This is a genomic window from Methanobrevibacter sp. (assembly GCF_017940815.1).
Taxonomy (GTDB): Archaea; Methanobacteriota; Methanobacteria; order Methanobacteriales; family Methanobacteriaceae; genus Methanocatella.
Map to the genome: position 1 here is coordinate 79,301 of NZ_JAGAXX010000009.1, position 15,246 is coordinate 94,546.

Sequence of the window (15,246 nt, forward strand, 5' to 3'; positions counted from 1 at the left end):
TTTTCTCAAAACATTATATATAAATTAATAGCATTTAATTTTGAAAAATTCACCAAATGTGAATGAAAATAAGTAATAATTTTCACAAAATAAGAAAAAAGTTATGCTGGAACTCCAGTCATAACCAAGATTACATGAGCCACAAAAGCAGATCCAAGATAGGTAGATGCAATAACAAGCATGGTGACAATTATTGCCCTTGGTCCAAGTGTTTTAAACTCGTTCCAGCTTTTACCCATCCCAATACCAACATAGGCAAGGAATACTGTGACAACAGATAAAAGTTCCACTTTGGACACATAATATGAAACGATTTCAGATGTCGGCATGCCGGGAAATGCAAGAATTATTCCAATTGCACTTATGTATATGATGGACGAAATGTTAAATGGAATCCTGCGTTCCATCCAGACGCCTACCAACGTTATCACTGATAGAATTCCCATTCCAACCAAGGAATCTCCAATGGGATGATCATAGCCAATAAAATTCCCAATTACAGTGATAATTGAGAATATTGACAAAAGCAGTATCCAATTGAATACCCCATGAACAGTGATGTTTTCAGATCCGTCAATGAAATCAACCATCATCCCTCACCTTCCTCAATGATTGCTTTTCTGCCGATTTTAGGCTCCAGCCAATAGTACAACTTTTCTGTCAAAGGCACCGCCACAAAAATCACAATATAGATGCTTATTGAAAATGAAAGCAAATTACTAAACCCTGCAAATGCCTCAATTTGAGTTTCCAATCCAGGAAATGCCGCAAGAGTGGGACCCAATGATGCGGCATTCATGCTTGCACTTCCAACACCACACGCCATTGCAAATGCAAAAGGATGCAAAGGCAATAGTGAAACTGAAATGCTGGTTAGGAAGCTGATGAACACAGTACCTATTATGGTTCCAACGACAAACAGGGCAAATATTCCTCGAGATTCCGGAGAATTGAAACCGTACTTATCGACAATCACCGCAACTTCAGGTTCACGACCTATTGAATTTGTCATGCCTATGCTTTCACGTTTAAATCCCAAGAGCAATGCAACCGGAAGCGCAATGAAGATTGTCGCCAGATGCCCCAATTCCTGAAGCATCAATGCGGGACCCATCTCAAACAGCAAGTGCATGGATTGTCCGCTGGACACCGCCAACTTTGCAATCAAAACACCAATGAAAAGCATCATTGCACCCTCTGCAATACGTGCCTGCTTTCTTTGAATCCATTTAATCGGTTTTGCCAAGTAAAAAATCAATCCCAAAGCCATTGTATATAATAACGGCATTATTGAAACCTCTATGCCATTTATGAGTTTAATTTGAATCGGCCCAATCATTTCAGCAATGATTACCAAAACAAGAACTGTCACGTGCAATCCATAGTCCTTCCATGGATTTTTCTTTAAGATACGCTTATCCGTCTTTTCACGGTACGGATGATTTGAATCATGTATACTTTTATCTTTATTCATAATAATAGCCTCTACAACATTGTATGAAAAAATTTGAGGTAATCTATTCTCTCAAACAGGCAGTATATAAATTAGTATGATTTAGTTCTCAAAAGTTCTAATAATATGAAAAATAATGGCTAAAAATTAACATAAATTACACAAAAAGTGAACTAAATATTTTTTTTAAAATTAGTTAAATTAAAAATAAATAATTAAAAATAGTTGGATTATTTAAAATCCATACGACAAAGTGGTTTTGATAAATGTCTCCTTGCAGAGACTGGTGTTTCATAAAATTGGGAATTTTTTAAAGAACGTGAAATTTTAATAGGAACTTTTTCATCAGATTCTATCTTGTTTCCACACTTTTTACATTTGAATCCCTTGTTTTTACCTGCAGATGTCATTCTTTTTCCACATTCACAAATTGGATTCTTATATTCAACATCATTCAATTCAATGACCTGAAACTTCTCGATATTGAATGTGTTCTGCTCACCGATTCCACCATAAACCCTAATCACATCACCAGGGCGCAAATGAGAAACTGTCCTTCTGAAATTCTTTGTAGGTTCATATGCTCCGCATTCAATCTCCCCAGACTCATCTGCAATATAAAAGAACATGTGTCCTCCGTCAATAATTGTAGGCTTGTTCTTTACTGTACCAGTAACCTCATAGCATCCGAATTGCTTCATGGAACTGATGTTGGAGGCCTTTTGTATGTGCATGTCAGTGTGCTGGTTTGTCTTGAAAATGCACCAGTCACTCATCTCTTCATTGACCTTGACTATGCTTTTGGCCTTTTTTAATGCCTCAACATTGTTTGATCTTATTCCATACAATACCGGACATGGTGTTTTCGGCTCGATTGCAATGTAATCCTCGGAATAGTCAATATTTTCAAAGGTATCCGGAAATGTTTGCTTGTCCATCTCATAGACTGACTCATAATCAATCTGCCTTTTGGTTCCGAAGTTTTCAGGTGACCTGTATGCAAGCAATTCGTAGGTATAATCTGACAAAGGCAAGCTGATGGAGGCAATGGAGCCAATAATTCCCCTACCCTTCTTGAACTTGTGAATCTCACATCCCACAGATTTACCGAATTCCTCCGCTTCATCAATTGTAATGAATTCATAGATTGCCCTGAACGCATAATCCTCCATTTCCCTTGTGATTTCCCCATCATAGAAAATCACACCAGGATTGGTGTTGTCGCAGTCGAACATTGACAGCTTTTCAACTTCGGCCAAAACTATTTCCTTTGCAAGACCGGCCTTATCGTCATTGGGTATCCTTAAGGCAACCCCTCCGTTTCCACGAGTTTTAAACCTTGCAAAAGGATTTAACCGTATCAATCTAGGATGGCCAATCAATTCGATTCCATTATCCCTAAATTTATTAACAATCTGACTTGCAAGGTATGTTGTGCACATCCCGTCAGGAGAATCAGTGTCATCTATTCCAATATGTAAACAGTTAATCATAATCACCTACTAAAATATATTAAAGTTAAAAGAATATATATTTTAAACAAAGAGGCAATAACCATGTTAACACGAAGCCAAATGTTAAAAAACATTGAAAATTTACTTACATCACAAGGTTTTAAAACCTCAGACATTTATGACCAAGGTTCTTTTGACATAGTTGCAAGAAAAAACCTATTGATATTGCTTTTAAAGACATTCTTAAATATTGACAGCATCAATGAACAGAATGCTCATGAAATGAAGCAATTGGCAAATATATTCTTGGCCTCACCAATAATAATCGGTGAAAAATCCAGAAACGGCTTTTTGGAAGAGGGAGTAATCTATGAAAGATACGAAATCCCGGCAATCGGCTTCGAAACCTTGAAAAATATGATTTTATACAACGAATATCCTGAAATCCTCGCCGATCGTGGAGGATACTTCGTGAAAATTGACGGCAATGTCATTAAACAGTATCGTGAGGAATATTCAATGTCACTCAAGGATTTGGCAAATCTTGCTCACGTTTCACGTGCCACAATGTACAAGTACGAAAACGGAATCGTGAGGGCCAATACAGAAACTGCAATGATTCTTGAAGAGATTCTAAATACAAAGGTAACTCTCGATATTGATTTATTGAAACAGCCACAAAATGAAGACATCAAGTATACCGATGACGTTAATGATTTATCTAAACTTGGATATGGAGTCATATCCACCAATAAAAGTCCATTCGATGCAGTAGCTAAAATGAAAAGTTCTGACAAGCATTCACCATTGATGGCGAATGTTGAAAAGAACAGAAGTGAAAAGACTTTAAAAAGAATGGCAATTCCTCTCAAGGACTTATCAATGGTTACCACATCCGAACCTGTTTTCATCATAAACAACGAAAAGATCAAAGAGTCAATAGGAACAGTGCCGGTAATCAAATCCTGGGAGCTGAAAGAATTTGAAAATTCAAAAGAATTATTGAAAATGATTAAAGAGAGAAAGGAAAACTAGTGTGGTAATATGGAAAACTTACAAATAACTGATATGGAAAATCATCCTATAAAATGGGTTTGCAATTTTAAAGGTCAAAGAGCTATCGGAATATGCGGAAAAACTCAAAAAATAGCCATGTTTGCATCAGACGAAAGAGTATCCAGAATCCTTGAGGATATCGTGATTGGAACTGACGAGGAACAGGAAGGATACGGATGCGAAGAAAAAAACAGATGCTGCAATTTCGATTGCGAACTATGTGAAATAAGCCCTAGACAATACCTTCAAATCACAGGCAAAAAACCGTCAAACAAAAACATTAAGGATTTAATCAATGGACTGGCTGACCTGAACAATTCATTAAAAGAAGATGGCCACATTCCATTTGAAGAATATGAAGTTGTTAAACTTTAATATTCCTTCAATAATTCAAAGTCCTCACGGGCTTCCTCAACCTTAGCCACACCCATGCAGATTGCATCTACAAAATCAACATTTTTATAAAAAGTAAATGCCTCTTTTGGCTTCAAAACACCTGCCGCCATGATTCTGGTGGCTATGATTTTTTTATTTAAACCTTTCACCTTATCGATGAACTCCTGCCTTTGTGAAGCGTTGAATGCACTGATGTCCATCATGTAAGACAAGCTGTTGTATGGAATCATGTAAAAGTCAAACAAATCCATGTCAATGTTGTCTTTAAGCAAATCGGTTGTCCTTGATGGAAATGCAGTCACCAAACCTGACAATGATCCTGCATCGTTGATTCTGCTTAAGATCTTGGAGGTCAATCTCCAGTCATATGCATCGGTTATGAACTCATCGACGAGCATCAATGGACAGTCATAGGAAGAGAACAGTTCAATATCCTCATCCCAGTCCACCTCTTTTGCAACCTCATAATTCGGATTGAGATAATCAACATCACTTTTTCCGATGGTTGCAATTACTTTCATCTCACAACCCGCATCAGCGGCCAAATCATATGCCTTAAGTAAATTATCATCATTGACAAGATTTATGGCCCTGACACCATGATTATAAGACTCAATAATAACTTCCGAGATATTTTGAGGACTGTTATACAAATCATCCAAGTATAATCTTGACCTGTGTCCAAAATATAACTCCGCCATGAACGGAGCATAACCTAATATTGTCTGCGGTATTTCCTTTTCCTTATATGACAAGTCCTCAAAAAACATGTTATCTACTCTTTTTCAACTACAACTGCAGTACCATAAACCAAAATTTCTTGCATTACATCTGAAATTTCATTTGAATCGAATCTGATTGCAATGATACCATTAGCACCTAATTCTTTTGCATGACCTATTGCTCTTTGTAATGCTTCGTCACGGGACTCTTCCATCATAGTCACATATTGTTTGATTTCCCCACCGAAGATGGATTTGATTCCTGCACCGATTTGACCCCCGGCACCCCTACTTCTGACGGTTAAACCATATATGAATCCTTTGGTCTCCACGACTCTAAATCCTGGAATGTCGTTTGCTGTTGAAATTGCGAATTCATTTACTGATACCATTGTTTATCACCATTTAATTTTTTTGTCAAGGATATTTATAAATACTTAACTATATTATAGTTTTTTCCTAAAACTCCGAACAATCGCATAAAATCGGCATTAGTAATATCTTTTAAATATAATAAAAAACATAATTTTAATTAATATTTATTATTAAAATATTGTAAAATTATGGTGAAAATATGAAAGTACTTATTGCTGATGCTATTAACGAAAAAGGTATTGAAAATTTAAAGGAAGTAGCTGAAGTTGTCGTGGACACCTCAATCACTCCTGAAGAATTAGCAAATACCATTCACGAATACAATGGAATCATTGTAAGAAGTAGGACAAAATTAACTGCAGACATCATTGAAAAAGCAGACAACTTACAGATTATCGCAAGAGCAGGTGTTGGAGTAGACAACATAGATCTTGATGCTGCAACCGAAAAGGGTATCATGGTAGTTAACTCACCAGAATCCACTTCCGTTACTGTAGCTGAACACACCATGGGATTAATCTTAAGCATGGCTCGTAAAATATCCATTGCGGACAAATCCGTTAAAGAAGGAAAATGGGAAAAGAAAAAATTCATGGGTGTTGAACTCAGAAACAAAACTCTCGGTGTAATCGGTATGGGAAGAATCGGTTCCCAAGTGGTTAACAGATGCAAAGCATTTGGAATGGACGCTATGGCATATGACCCATACTTACCTGAAGAAGTTGCAAAACAAATGGGCGTTGAATTAACAGATTTAGACACTGTGCTTAAAAACTCAGATTTCATTACAATCCACGTTCCTCTCACTCCTGAAACCAAACATTCCATTTCCACAGAACAATTCGAAATAATGAAAGACGGAGCTTTCATCGTAAACTGTGCTCGTGGTGGAATCATTGATGAGGACGCATTATACGACGCATTGGTAAATAACAAAATCGGTGGTGCAGCATTAGACGTATACGAAGAAGAACCACCAGCAGAAGACTCAAAATTATTCGAGTTAGACAACATCGTTTTAACTCCTCACATTGCTGCTTCAACCAAAGAAGCACAAAGAGACGCTGCAATCATTGTAGCTGATGAAATCATTGACTTGGCTAAAGGAAACAATCCTAAAAACGTATTGAACATGCCACGTATCGACAACAACACTTACCAAGAGTTAGCCCCATACATGGAATTATGTGAAAAATTAGGTAGTTTCATCTCCCAAGCTGTAAACGGCAAAATCCAAGAAATCGAAATCGTCTACAGCGGAGAGTTAGCTGAAATCGACAACCTTGAAATCTTGACAAGAACAGTCATTCAAGGTGCAGTAAACCCATTCTTAAGTTCCCCAGTTAATGCAGTTAACGCATCCCTCGTTGCTAAAGACAGAGGAATAAGCATTACCGAAGGAAGAAAAGACAACGCTAAAGGATATGACTCATTAATCAAAGTAGTCGCAAAAAGTGAAACCGACACCTTCGCAGCTGAAGGTACTCACTTGCACGAAGCAAGAATCTTGAAGGTAAACGGCTACTGGGTGGATGTCATTCCTGAAGGACACATGTTCATTGCAAAATACGAAGATGTGCCTGGAAGCATCGGTAAAATCGGAACAAAATTAGGCGAACATGGCGTCAACATTGGAATCATGCAAGTTGGAAGAGACGAAAAAGGCGGAAGAGCTATTATGGTCTTAACCTTAGATAAAGAAATTCCAAAAGACGTAATTAAAGAAATCCAAGCTTTAGACAATGTTTACGAAGCTATTGGATTAGAATTATAAAAAACAATTTTTCACCATAATTGTTTTTTATTTTTTACTTTTTTCTATTTTTTTAACACTACCATCCGGATTTAACTCAATCCTAATAACATGACCCGGCATTTGGGTGTTGGACATTATATTTACCTGATTTCGACGTTCAAACTCTGAGTAATGATCAACATGAGGTTCATCAAGAGTCCTGAAGAACTCATCGTCATCCTCATCGAAAAACCCTGGCTTGAACTCATCATCATCTGTTAGAACATCACTTTCATCAAAAAAGTCATCGGGATTGTTTTCATTGAGATATGCATAATCCCCAATTGTGTAATCAATATGGTTCCCGTAACGGTCATATGACTTGAATGTTTCTAGAGAATAAGGCAAGCACACTATCATGTGGAAATATCCGTTTCTTGAAAATGTCCTCAAATCAGCATCGGAAGGACTTGCGCTTGGTCCAGGGTGTGAATGTACGGATCCCAAGTACTTGGTGTTCATAGGGAGCAATTCTGTGTGAACAACAGCTCCGGTTTCGCAGGTTTCCCCCGGAAGAAATATCAAGCTGGTGATATAGAGTATCTTGTCCTTGATTTCACCATCGAAAAATGCAAGAAATTCATTTGGATATGCCTTTTTGGAGTAATAGATAACAGATTCGAGGACTTCCCTGTCAACTCTGACCTCATGAAACTCCTCATCATCATTTCCCAACAGTTTTGAAATAAAACTCATTTTATCACCCCAATTTCCTTAAGGAAATCCTCACTGAATTTAGGCAATTCCCAGTCGGTATGGACATAGCTTCTGTATGAAACCTGGTCCCTGTTTTCTTTTTTGTTGAAACCGACTACCCTTTTGTATTTGCGGTATATTCCTATTCCTCTTTTCTTGTAAGTTTCAATATCATTTAAGTTAATGCCATTTTGGAACAATAATTCATGTATTTCATTCAACTTCAAGCCATTTATTTTATCGTTTGCTTCATTATTTGAGTATTTTGATTTGAGGTAGGAAATGCCATGTGAGTTGACGCAGTTTCTCCATGATTCGTCCTGTCTCCACTTGAAATATTTCAGGACATCATCATCGGAAATTGGTATGATTCTTGAATCGAATGCAGGGGGCTTTGAAAAATCGGTATCGTAATGCATCACAAATGAGCTGGCAGTGAAACTCGCCACAACGGAATTGATCTTTTCAACCCTACCCTCAAATGGAACATTATCTAAAAGTAAGCTTATCTCATCTGAAAAAGTGTAAACAAATCTAGCTGAAAACTCATTGAACAAATCCTTACAGACTTCAGCCATGACCTTGTAAAAATTATCGTCATATGGCTTGACAAGGTTCAGGTCCCTAGCCAATTTATGAAAGCTCCTGCCATCCAACCTGATGATAATTTTGGAGTTTTTTGGAACCTTTAAAGATGAATAAACTTCAAACTCTTTCATTACATTCCCACACTAATGGTTTCATTGAAACTTTTGAGCAATCTGATTGCAGAAAGTGCAGCCAACATGCTTGTTTTTGGATTGGTTGCACATGGATAGTTCATAGTGGTTGTCTTAAATTCGCCGAAATCCCCTTTAGCGGTGATTTCATGGACATTTCTGTCAACATTAGGATCCACAATGATTTTAACATCAATATCTCTTTGGCATGCAATACTTATTGTTGCTGCCACATTAATGTTCAATGGGAATTCCTTTACCGCTTCAGATGCTTTTCCTTCAAACAGCACCTCTTCGGTATCAATATCTTTTCCCAAGGATTTTGGAGATTTTCTGGTAACAAGACTTACTTCCTTAAGGCCAAATTTTGCAACGGCCTTGATACCGTCCAAACCTACAATGGCTCCGGAAGGCAAGTGTATCTTGGCGCCATGCTCTTTTGCAAGCTTTTCCATTTCACCATAAAATTTAGTGTCCATCAATGCACCGATACTCATGATAATCATGTCAATTCCTTTTTCAAGTACCCTAGGCGCATATTCCCTTACTGAAACAGGTGCGGCACATTCCAAAATCAAGTCAACATCATCCAACATGTCATCAAAGTCAAGCACAGCGACGCCATCAGCAAAACTTGCTAGATTTTCAGCCCTTTCAATATCCTTATCAAAAAAGTATGCAATGTCAATACCATTTTTTTCTGGAACCACACTGGTCACAATGATGTTAGCGATGGCTCCACAGCCTATAATACCTACTTTCATAGTAATCACACTAAAAAAAAGTTTATAAAAAAAAGAATTTATGAAAGATTATCTATAATCTTTCAGCGTCAAATTGACTTTGAGTTTCAACTTGTGGTTGTGGGGTTTCTGGTTTTGGAGCAGTTGTTTCAGGGATTTGTGGTTCAGGAGTTACTTTTTTCATATCCCTAGGGTTAATTAACATAATGTCTCCAATAGCTTGAACTTTATCAAAGTCAACAGTTAATAAATCGCTTTGGAAGGATCTCATGTTGGATTCTTCTGGAGCTTCTCCACGAATCATGTCAATAAATGACCTAGAAATGCCTGCTGGTTTTGGTTGTTGTTCAATAGCCCTAACTTGTAATTTTGAAATAGTTCCTAATCTAATATTAAGAATAACGTCTTCTACACGACCAACATAATGTCCTGTGTTGGTATAAATATCTAAACTGCGTAATTTTGAAACTTCTACCATGATTACACCACATAATTATTAATAAATATGTATAAATTTATTTTATTGTTAATATAAATAGTTTATGTTTTTTTAAGTTTAAATGGGCTTATTTTTCAAAAAACTTATTAAATTATAAAATTAAAATATAATTTAGACATTAAAGAGGATTTCAAATGTGGGATACAACAAAAGATTATAGAATTTTAGTGGCAAGCAAGGCAAGAGAAAATTATTTGAATCTCATTCCAACTGCCTCATTCAGAGGAAGTTGGAATAAAAAACAGGCTGTTGATTTAGGAAAGCAAATGAACAGTGACTTTCAATCATTAACTTATTCTTATTTAGAGGGAGACGAATTGGTGAACTCTCCGGATGTTGCTTCCTTAAGAGAAAAGGCAGAAAAGATTATTGAATACTTAGGCGGAGACGACTGGAATAAGAAGTTCCTCAGCAACGCCCCTAAGGAAGACAGGGAAAAGACCCAGGAAAACATTGCAAAGGTCAGGTTTTTCCTTGACACAATAATCGGCCTAAAAGACAGGCTGGCACTTGGCCCAATCAATGACCCAATCATGGGAGTTGATATCAAGGTCGGAGAGGTCATGAGCGTGACCAAACACCCAAAAAACGAAAACCTCATGCTTTGTAACGTAAACCTCGGAAAACGTGCAATCACAGTCGTTACAAATGACCTGAACGTGAAGGACGACAACAGGGTGGGCGTTTCACTGCTTCCGCCACAGGCATTCAGCGATATCGTAAGTGAAGGAATGTTTTTAGGGATGAACGGGAGCATCCTCAAGGATGTTGAAGGTGAACTTGGCCAAATGCCAAAAGGCATACCAATGGAATCCCTAAATGAAACCCGTAACCTCGTTGAGAACTATTTAAAATAAGTTCAACATTTATTTTCTTTTTTTATTTTTGCATATTGACTGCAATATTTACCCAGACCCATATAGAAAGTTATATATTCTAAATTAGCCATACAATTAGTTAATTAAAAAATAAAGTGAAATTAGTTCTATTTAAAAGCAATATTATAATGTAAGGGCAATTTTACTTGATGAAAACAATTTTACATGGTGAAAACAATGTATAACTTTAAAGAATTTTATGATGTTTCTTGCGAATTAAGCCAGACAGACGATGAGGCACATATTCGCTCAGCAATTAACAGAGAATATTATTCATTATTCGGAGAATCTAGAAAATATTTGGTCGAAGTTAAAGGAAAAACTTATTTGACCACCAAAAGAGGAATTCATGGAAAAGTTTGTGGCACTTTAATAAACTCTAATAATCCTACCGAGAAATATATTGGACAAATATTATTAAATCTTATCGAAATAAGAGGATTTGCAGATTATGATTGGAAAGAAAAAGATTCCAATTATTTCAAAGCAATACAACCCAAAGTAAAAGAGGATGTGAAAAAGGGACTAGAATCTTTAGAATATCTAAAAAACAAATATACATAAATCAGAGGGAAAAACAATGAACTTGACAAATGAAGAATTTGAAACAGAATTCAATAAATTAAACAGATTTTATAGAATGAGAAACCCTAAAGAGATTCGTGACTTTATAAAAAATAACAAAGGATTAATTGCATTATTAAATGAAACTGAACCTCATTTACTTCACAAATTTCCAAAAGGAGAATTTGAGCTCCAAGCCCATAATGATATAACTGGTGAAGGATATCATAAGCTATATGTTAACATTTTCGTTGATGAAGAACGATTTAACAATGGATTCATGGATGACATACACGATGTCGACGACAAAATAATTCCCATTAAAAAAGAATTAGATTTGATGATGAAATTAGTTTTGATGCCTGGCGTGAAAGGTTACTGAACGGCCAATATAAAAAAAGGAAATAGTGAATTAATGTCACTATTTTAGCATTCACCTCAAATTCAATCCTATTAATTTTGTCTTTGTCATCTCCTCAACAGCATATTTTATTCCTTCTTTTCCAACACCACTGTTTTTAAATCCTCCAAACGGCATGTTGTCTGTTCTGAATGTTGACTGCTTGTTGATGAAAACTGTTCCAGCTTCAATTTCCTGAGCACATCTCATTGCAGATGCATAGTCTGAGGTGAAAACACCTGCCTGAAGTCCATATTCGGTATCGTTGGCAACTTCAATGGCCTCATCCAAGCCATTTACCCTAATTATCGGAGCAACCGGACCGAATGTCTCCCTTACAACCAAATCCATTTCAGGAGTCACATTATCGATTACGGTAGCCTCATAAAATGCACCATTACGATTTCCACCAGTCAATATTTTTGCACCCGCTTCAACTGCATTGTTTACTGTTTCCTCAACTTGCCTTGCTGCGTTTTCTGATATCAATGTTCCAAGTGTTGTTTTGGAATCCATTGGATTTCCCATCACCAGCTTTTCGGTTGCAGCAACCAGCCTGTCTGCAAACTCATCGGCGATTTCATCCTCAACGATTATCCTCTTAACACCCATGCAGACCTGTCCGGCATTGAGAAATGCACCGTTGATGACACCTTTCACTGCCTTGTCAATGTCGGCATCCTTTAAAACAACCATAGGGTCGTTTCCGCCAAGCTCCAATGTCACATTCTTCATTCCTGCCTTCTGCGAAATCATCATTCCGGTTGTCACGCTTCCGGTAAATGAGATCTTGTTGACCTCCGGAGAGGTTACAAGATAATCCCCAACTTCAGAGCCGTAACCTGTGATTACATTGACCACACCATCCGGAAACTCCTCATTCAAGAGTTCACAGAACTTAATTACAGTTAATGGAGCTTCTGTAGGAGGTTTAACGATTACGGTATTTTTGCATGCTATTGCAGGCGCAATCTTGTGGATTGTCAAGTTCAATGGATAGTTAAATGGAGTTATGGCTGCAACAACACCTAAAGGAAGCTTTTGGGTGAATGCAAAGAATCCCTTTCCGTTCAATCCTGCATCAAGAGGGACGCTTTCGCCATAGATTCTTTTGGCCTCTTCAGCAGATAGCCTCAATGTCTCGATTGACCTGTCAATTTCAACCAGCGCCTCATTGATTGGCTTTCCCACTTCCAATGTCAATAGCTCTGCAAACTCCTCACGCCTTTCCTCAAGTTTGCCAACGACATTGAACAGTTTATTGGATACCTTAAACGCTGACATTTCGGTCAGTTTGCTTTTGGCATTGTTTGCCTCATCAATTGCAAGTTGTGCGGTTTGCAGATGTGCAATAGGCACGGTATCAATCACTTCGCCAGTATACGGATTAATCACTTCCTCCAAATCTTCGCCAGAAATGTGTTTTCCACCAATTAACATGTCCATTTTATCACCTTAATTAATATTTTATATTAAAAATTATAAATAATATTTTATGGAAACCAATAGATTTGAAACATTTTTTGATGCAATCATTGCAATTATCATAACTGTTTTGGTCTTGAAAATACCCCAACCTGCCACACCAACACTTGGAGGTGTTTTGGAGCTTCAAAGCATTTATATTGCTTATCTGATTAGCTTTATGATTTTATACAACATATGGTATGCCAATCACAACCTGTTCCAGGTAGTTGACCATATAGACAACACCACCGTGTGGATTTATGGAATAATGACCTTTGTGATTTCATTATTGCCTTACTTTACAATATGGCTGGCTAATAACGTTTATTCCGTTCCGGCTGAAACCATGTTCGGATTGCTGTTTATAATCACCCATATCCTAACCACCTTTGCAAACAGGGCGATTTATAGAAGCAACCCATACAACAAGAAACTGAAAGCATTGAATAATGACTCATACCTGTTGAATGTGCCCTCAATTGTTTTAATCATTGGTTTTATATTGACATACACAGTATATGTTCCTGGAATCTACATCTGCTGCCTTATTTCCATTGTGATGTGGATTATAATAGGAAGACTGGTTAAGGAGGATGATGAAGATGAAAACTGAACGGTTTGAAGCGTTGATTGATGCGATCCTTGCAATCATCATTACAATCATTGTCCTTGAGATTCCTCTTGCATCAGCAGGAACATGGGAAGCGCTCTTTGAGTTGAAATATGAGTTTGCAATCTATGCGATAAGTTTCATCGTGTGCTTTAACTTCTGGAACTTCAACAACAACCTTTTCAGCATAGTGAACAAGATTGATTCAAAGGTCATCTGGACAATGGGAATCACACTGTTCGTGTTTTCATTGTTGCCTTACCTCACAACATTTGTTGCTGAAAACTTCTATGCATTTTTCCCGCAGTTCCTTTACGGATTAAGCTATATTGTAACTGCAATTCTCTCAAAACTCATATCCAAGTTTTTAAAGGAATCCGATCCGGGAAACGTTGCGCTTCAATTGGCACTTGAAAAGGACTACATATTTGCAATGACAATTGTTTTAACCATAATTGGAATGATAATTGGATATTTCACATATCCTCCGGCAATAATCATTTGTTGCCTGCTTTCAATCGTTGCAATGTGGATTATTCCAAAAATGATACATAATTAGGGATTTTATCCTTAATTATTTGAAATAATTTTTCAATGAGTTTAACCCCGTGTTGAATTCATTCACTTCTTTTGACGATATTTCACCGCTTAAATCACTCATGTAACTGTTGTACATGTGAATCGCAAGCAGAACCACAACAAATATTCCTCCGAAAAGCAGAATGAATTCCGCTGAGGCCTGTCCCTTGTTATCCATTAAAATCCCCCCATGAGTAAAGACCCACCGAATGTTGAAATGAAATAGAATATTCCAAATGACACTGTTGCCAGAGGCAGTGAATACTTGATTCCCTTTTTTATTTCACCGTACATGATAATACTTATTATGAATCCTACCAGAACCGAATGGATTATCATATAAATCTCTCCAACAACAGGGGCTGTCAGAATGATTTGCGAATCCATTCCGAAGTTTTGCATGAATCCCGCATAAACACTCACCATACCTATTGAAAAAGGCGTTGCAATAACTGCAGATATTACGAGAAACATCACAGACATCATGACAGAGGACCTTCTCTCACGCTTGAGCGCCATCAAGTCCCTCAAGTCATCGGAAACATCAGATAAGACCTTTGAAATGCTTGAACCTGATTTGCGCCCATCAAGTATTATTCCAAAAATCCGTTCCAATTCCTTTGATTTAAGTCGCTTGGACATTGCACGCCACGCCTCATCGAAATTGCGACCCATTCTTATTTCAATGATTGTTCTGCGCATTTCATCATACATCGGCCCCTCCCCATACTTAGACATATCCTCCATTGCGTTTTCAAAGCTTAGACCAACCTGAAGCATGCTTGAAAGCTGCCTTAGGAAGTCCGGTGCAGTCCGCTCTATTTCCTGAGCCCGTTTCTC

20 protein-coding genes are annotated in these 15,246 nt (G+C 37.3%); 8 read left to right on the plus strand and 12 right to left on the minus strand.

Annotated features, from left to right (window positions below; all coding sequences use genetic code 11):
• Positions 1 to 101: 101 nt before the first annotated feature.
• From ILA26_RS01455 to ILA26_RS01465, 3 genes are all read right to left on the minus strand, one after another.
• Positions 102 to 590, minus strand: a complete 489-nt coding sequence (locus ILA26_RS01455; protein WP_292893223.1) for a hypothetical protein — start codon at positions 588 to 590, stop codon at positions 102 to 104.
• On the minus strand, positions 590 to 1,474 hold the full coding sequence (locus ILA26_RS01460; protein ID WP_292893226.1) for a DUF3100 domain-containing protein: 885 nt from the start codon (positions 1,472 to 1,474) through the stop codon (positions 590 to 592). The genes ILA26_RS01455 and ILA26_RS01460 overlap by 1 nt, the downstream gene beginning before the upstream one ends.
• Before the next feature lie 209 nt (positions 1,475 to 1,683).
• Positions 1,684 to 2,952, minus strand: coding sequence for a tRNA(Ile)(2)-agmatinylcytidine synthase (locus ILA26_RS01465; RefSeq protein ID WP_292893228.1), 1,269 nt, complete (start codon positions 2,950 to 2,952; stop codon positions 1,684 to 1,686).
• A 57-nt stretch (positions 2,953 to 3,009) separates the two neighbouring features.
• Here ILA26_RS01465 and ILA26_RS01470 point away from each other — a divergent pair, with 57 nt between their 5' ends.
• Positions 3,010 to 3,942, plus strand: a complete 933-nt coding sequence (locus ILA26_RS01470) for a transcriptional regulator (RefSeq protein WP_292893231.1) — start codon at positions 3,010 to 3,012, stop codon at positions 3,940 to 3,942.
• Positions 3,943 to 3,951: 9 nt separating this feature from the next.
• The gene (locus ILA26_RS01475; RefSeq protein ID WP_292879021.1) at positions 3,952 to 4,338 is read left to right on the plus strand and encodes a hypothetical protein; all 387 of its coding nucleotides are present in this window, start codon (positions 3,952 to 3,954) and stop codon (positions 4,336 to 4,338) included.
• Here ILA26_RS01475 and ILA26_RS01480 read toward each other — a convergent pair.
• Positions 4,335 to 5,129: a hypothetical protein gene (locus ILA26_RS01480; RefSeq protein ID WP_292893234.1), complete on the minus strand. Its 795-nt coding sequence runs from the start codon at positions 5,127 to 5,129 to the stop codon at positions 4,335 to 4,337. The two genes, ILA26_RS01475 and ILA26_RS01480, sit on opposite strands and share 4 nt — an antisense overlap.
• A gap of 5 nt (positions 5,130 to 5,134) precedes the next feature.
• Entirely contained in the window at positions 5,135 to 5,473 is a 339-nt protein-coding gene (locus ILA26_RS01485; RefSeq protein WP_292893237.1) for a heavy metal-binding domain-containing protein, read from the minus strand.
• A gap of 182 nt (positions 5,474 to 5,655) precedes the next feature.
• Here ILA26_RS01485 and serA point away from each other — a divergent pair, with 182 nt between their 5' ends.
• Positions 5,656 to 7,230 (plus strand): phosphoglycerate dehydrogenase, encoded by a 1,575-nt coding sequence (serA, locus tag ILA26_RS01490; protein ID WP_292893241.1) that lies wholly within the window; start codon positions 5,656 to 5,658, stop codon positions 7,228 to 7,230.
• A gap of 27 nt (positions 7,231 to 7,257) precedes the next feature.
• On the opposite strand, the gene ILA26_RS01495 is transcribed toward serA, so the two are convergent.
• The 4 genes from ILA26_RS01495 to ILA26_RS01510 are packed head-to-tail and all read right to left on the minus strand — an operon-like array spanning position 7,258 to position 9,887.
• Positions 7,258 to 7,947: a Mov34/MPN/PAD-1 family protein gene (locus ILA26_RS01495; RefSeq protein ID WP_292893244.1), complete on the minus strand. Its 690-nt coding sequence runs from the start codon at positions 7,945 to 7,947 to the stop codon at positions 7,258 to 7,260.
• Positions 7,944 to 8,666: a tRNA(His) guanylyltransferase Thg1 family protein gene (locus ILA26_RS01500; protein WP_292893247.1), complete on the minus strand. Its 723-nt coding sequence runs from the start codon at positions 8,664 to 8,666 to the stop codon at positions 7,944 to 7,946. Before ILA26_RS01500 ends, ILA26_RS01495 begins: the two co-directional genes overlap by 4 nt.
• Positions 8,666 to 9,430, minus strand: coding sequence for an aspartate dehydrogenase (locus ILA26_RS01505; protein ID WP_292893250.1), 765 nt, complete (start codon positions 9,428 to 9,430; stop codon positions 8,666 to 8,668). Before ILA26_RS01505 ends, ILA26_RS01500 begins: the two co-directional genes overlap by 1 nt.
• Positions 9,431 to 9,482: 52 nt before the next feature.
• Positions 9,483 to 9,887, minus strand: coding sequence for a PRC-barrel domain-containing protein (locus tag ILA26_RS01510; RefSeq protein WP_292893253.1), 405 nt, complete (start codon positions 9,885 to 9,887; stop codon positions 9,483 to 9,485).
• 155 nt (positions 9,888 to 10,042) lie between these two features.
• Between ILA26_RS01510 and ILA26_RS01515 the strand changes: the two genes are divergently transcribed.
• The 3 genes from ILA26_RS01515 to ILA26_RS01525 all read left to right on the plus strand — a co-directional run bounded on the left by ILA26_RS01515 (position 10,043) and on the right by ILA26_RS01525 (position 11,732).
• On the plus strand, positions 10,043 to 10,765 hold the full coding sequence (locus tag ILA26_RS01515) for a tRNA-binding protein (RefSeq protein ID WP_292893256.1): 723 nt from the start codon (positions 10,043 to 10,045) through the stop codon (positions 10,763 to 10,765).
• A 198-nt stretch (positions 10,766 to 10,963) separates the two neighbouring features.
• On the plus strand, positions 10,964 to 11,350 hold the full coding sequence (locus tag ILA26_RS01520) for a hypothetical protein (RefSeq protein WP_292893259.1): 387 nt from the start codon (positions 10,964 to 10,966) through the stop codon (positions 11,348 to 11,350).
• Between the two features lie 16 nt (positions 11,351 to 11,366).
• Positions 11,367 to 11,732: a hypothetical protein gene (locus ILA26_RS01525; RefSeq protein ID WP_292893262.1), complete on the plus strand. Its 366-nt coding sequence runs from the start codon at positions 11,367 to 11,369 to the stop codon at positions 11,730 to 11,732.
• 51 nt (positions 11,733 to 11,783) lie between these two features.
• On the opposite strand, the gene ILA26_RS01530 is transcribed toward ILA26_RS01525, so the two are convergent.
• Positions 11,784 to 13,196 carry a lactaldehyde dehydrogenase gene (locus ILA26_RS01530; protein ID WP_292893265.1) on the minus strand — a complete coding sequence of 471 codons (1,413 nt, stop codon included), beginning with the start codon at positions 13,194 to 13,196 and terminating at the stop codon, positions 11,784 to 11,786.
• A 49-nt stretch (positions 13,197 to 13,245) separates the two neighbouring features.
• On the opposite strand from ILA26_RS01530, the gene ILA26_RS01535 reads away from it, so the two are divergent.
• Together ILA26_RS01535 and ILA26_RS01540 are read left to right on the plus strand one after the other, a co-directional pair.
• Entirely contained in the window at positions 13,246 to 13,830 is a 585-nt protein-coding gene (locus tag ILA26_RS01535) for a TMEM175 family protein (RefSeq protein WP_292893268.1), read from the plus strand.
• Positions 13,820 to 14,386 carry a TMEM175 family protein gene (locus ILA26_RS01540; RefSeq protein WP_292893271.1) on the plus strand — a complete coding sequence of 189 codons (567 nt, stop codon included), beginning with the start codon at positions 13,820 to 13,822 and terminating at the stop codon, positions 14,384 to 14,386. The genes ILA26_RS01535 and ILA26_RS01540 overlap by 11 nt, the downstream gene beginning before the upstream one ends.
• A 15-nt stretch (positions 14,387 to 14,401) precedes the next feature.
• Here the strand turns inward: ILA26_RS01540 and ILA26_RS01545 are convergent, their stop codons facing one another.
• Together ILA26_RS01545 and ILA26_RS01550 are read right to left on the minus strand one after the other, a co-directional pair.
• Positions 14,402 to 14,584: a class III signal peptide-containing protein gene (locus tag ILA26_RS01545; protein ID WP_292893274.1), complete on the minus strand. Its 183-nt coding sequence runs from the start codon at positions 14,582 to 14,584 to the stop codon at positions 14,402 to 14,404.
• On the minus strand, positions 14,584 to 15,246 hold a 663-nt coding region (locus tag ILA26_RS01550; protein ID WP_292893277.1), incomplete at its 5' end, for a type II secretion system F family protein. The genes ILA26_RS01550 and ILA26_RS01545, both read right to left, overlap by 1 nt.

Coding starts and splice junctions, on each gene's coding strand:
- ILA26_RS01455 (WP_292893223.1), bottom strand. CDS start 590: ATGGTTGATTTCATTGACGGATCTGAAAACATCACTGTTCATGGGGTA.
- ILA26_RS01460 (WP_292893226.1), bottom strand. CDS start 1,474: ATGAATAAAGATAAAAGTATACATGATTCAAATCATCCGTACCGTGAA.
- ILA26_RS01470 (WP_292893231.1), top strand. CDS start 3,010: ATGTTAACACGAAGCCAAATGTTAAAAAACATTGAAAATTTACTTACA.
- ILA26_RS01475 (WP_292879021.1), top strand. CDS start 3,952: ATGGAAAACTTACAAATAACTGATATGGAAAATCATCCTATAAAATGG.
- ILA26_RS01480 (WP_292893234.1), bottom strand. CDS start 5,129: ATGTTTTTTGAGGACTTGTCATATAAGGAAAAGGAAATACCGCAGACA.
- ILA26_RS01485 (WP_292893237.1), bottom strand. CDS start 5,473: ATGGTATCAGTAAATGAATTCGCAATTTCAACAGCAAACGACATTCCA.
- serA (WP_292893241.1), top strand. CDS start 5,656: ATGAAAGTACTTATTGCTGATGCTATTAACGAAAAAGGTATTGAAAAT.
- ILA26_RS01495 (WP_292893244.1), bottom strand. CDS start 7,947: ATGAGTTTTATTTCAAAACTGTTGGGAAATGATGATGAGGAGTTTCAT.
- ILA26_RS01500 (WP_292893247.1), bottom strand. CDS start 8,666: ATGAAAGAGTTTGAAGTTTATTCATCTTTAAAGGTTCCAAAAAACTCC.
- ILA26_RS01505 (WP_292893250.1), bottom strand. CDS start 9,430: ATGAAAGTAGGTATTATAGGCTGTGGAGCCATCGCTAACATCATTGTG.
- ILA26_RS01510 (WP_292893253.1), bottom strand. CDS start 9,887: ATGGTAGAAGTTTCAAAATTACGCAGTTTAGATATTTATACCAACACA.
- ILA26_RS01515 (WP_292893256.1), top strand. CDS start 10,043: ATGTGGGATACAACAAAAGATTATAGAATTTTAGTGGCAAGCAAGGCA.
- ILA26_RS01520 (WP_292893259.1), top strand. CDS start 10,964: ATGTATAACTTTAAAGAATTTTATGATGTTTCTTGCGAATTAAGCCAG.
- ILA26_RS01525 (WP_292893262.1), top strand. CDS start 11,367: ATGAACTTGACAAATGAAGAATTTGAAACAGAATTCAATAAATTAAAC.
- ILA26_RS01530 (WP_292893265.1), bottom strand. CDS start 13,196: ATGGACATGTTAATTGGTGGAAAACACATTTCTGGCGAAGATTTGGAG.
- ILA26_RS01535 (WP_292893268.1), top strand. CDS start 13,246: ATGGAAACCAATAGATTTGAAACATTTTTTGATGCAATCATTGCAATT.
- ILA26_RS01540 (WP_292893271.1), top strand. CDS start 13,820: ATGAAAACTGAACGGTTTGAAGCGTTGATTGATGCGATCCTTGCAATC.
- ILA26_RS01545 (WP_292893274.1), bottom strand. CDS start 14,584: ATGGATAACAAGGGACAGGCCTCAGCGGAATTCATTCTGCTTTTCGGA.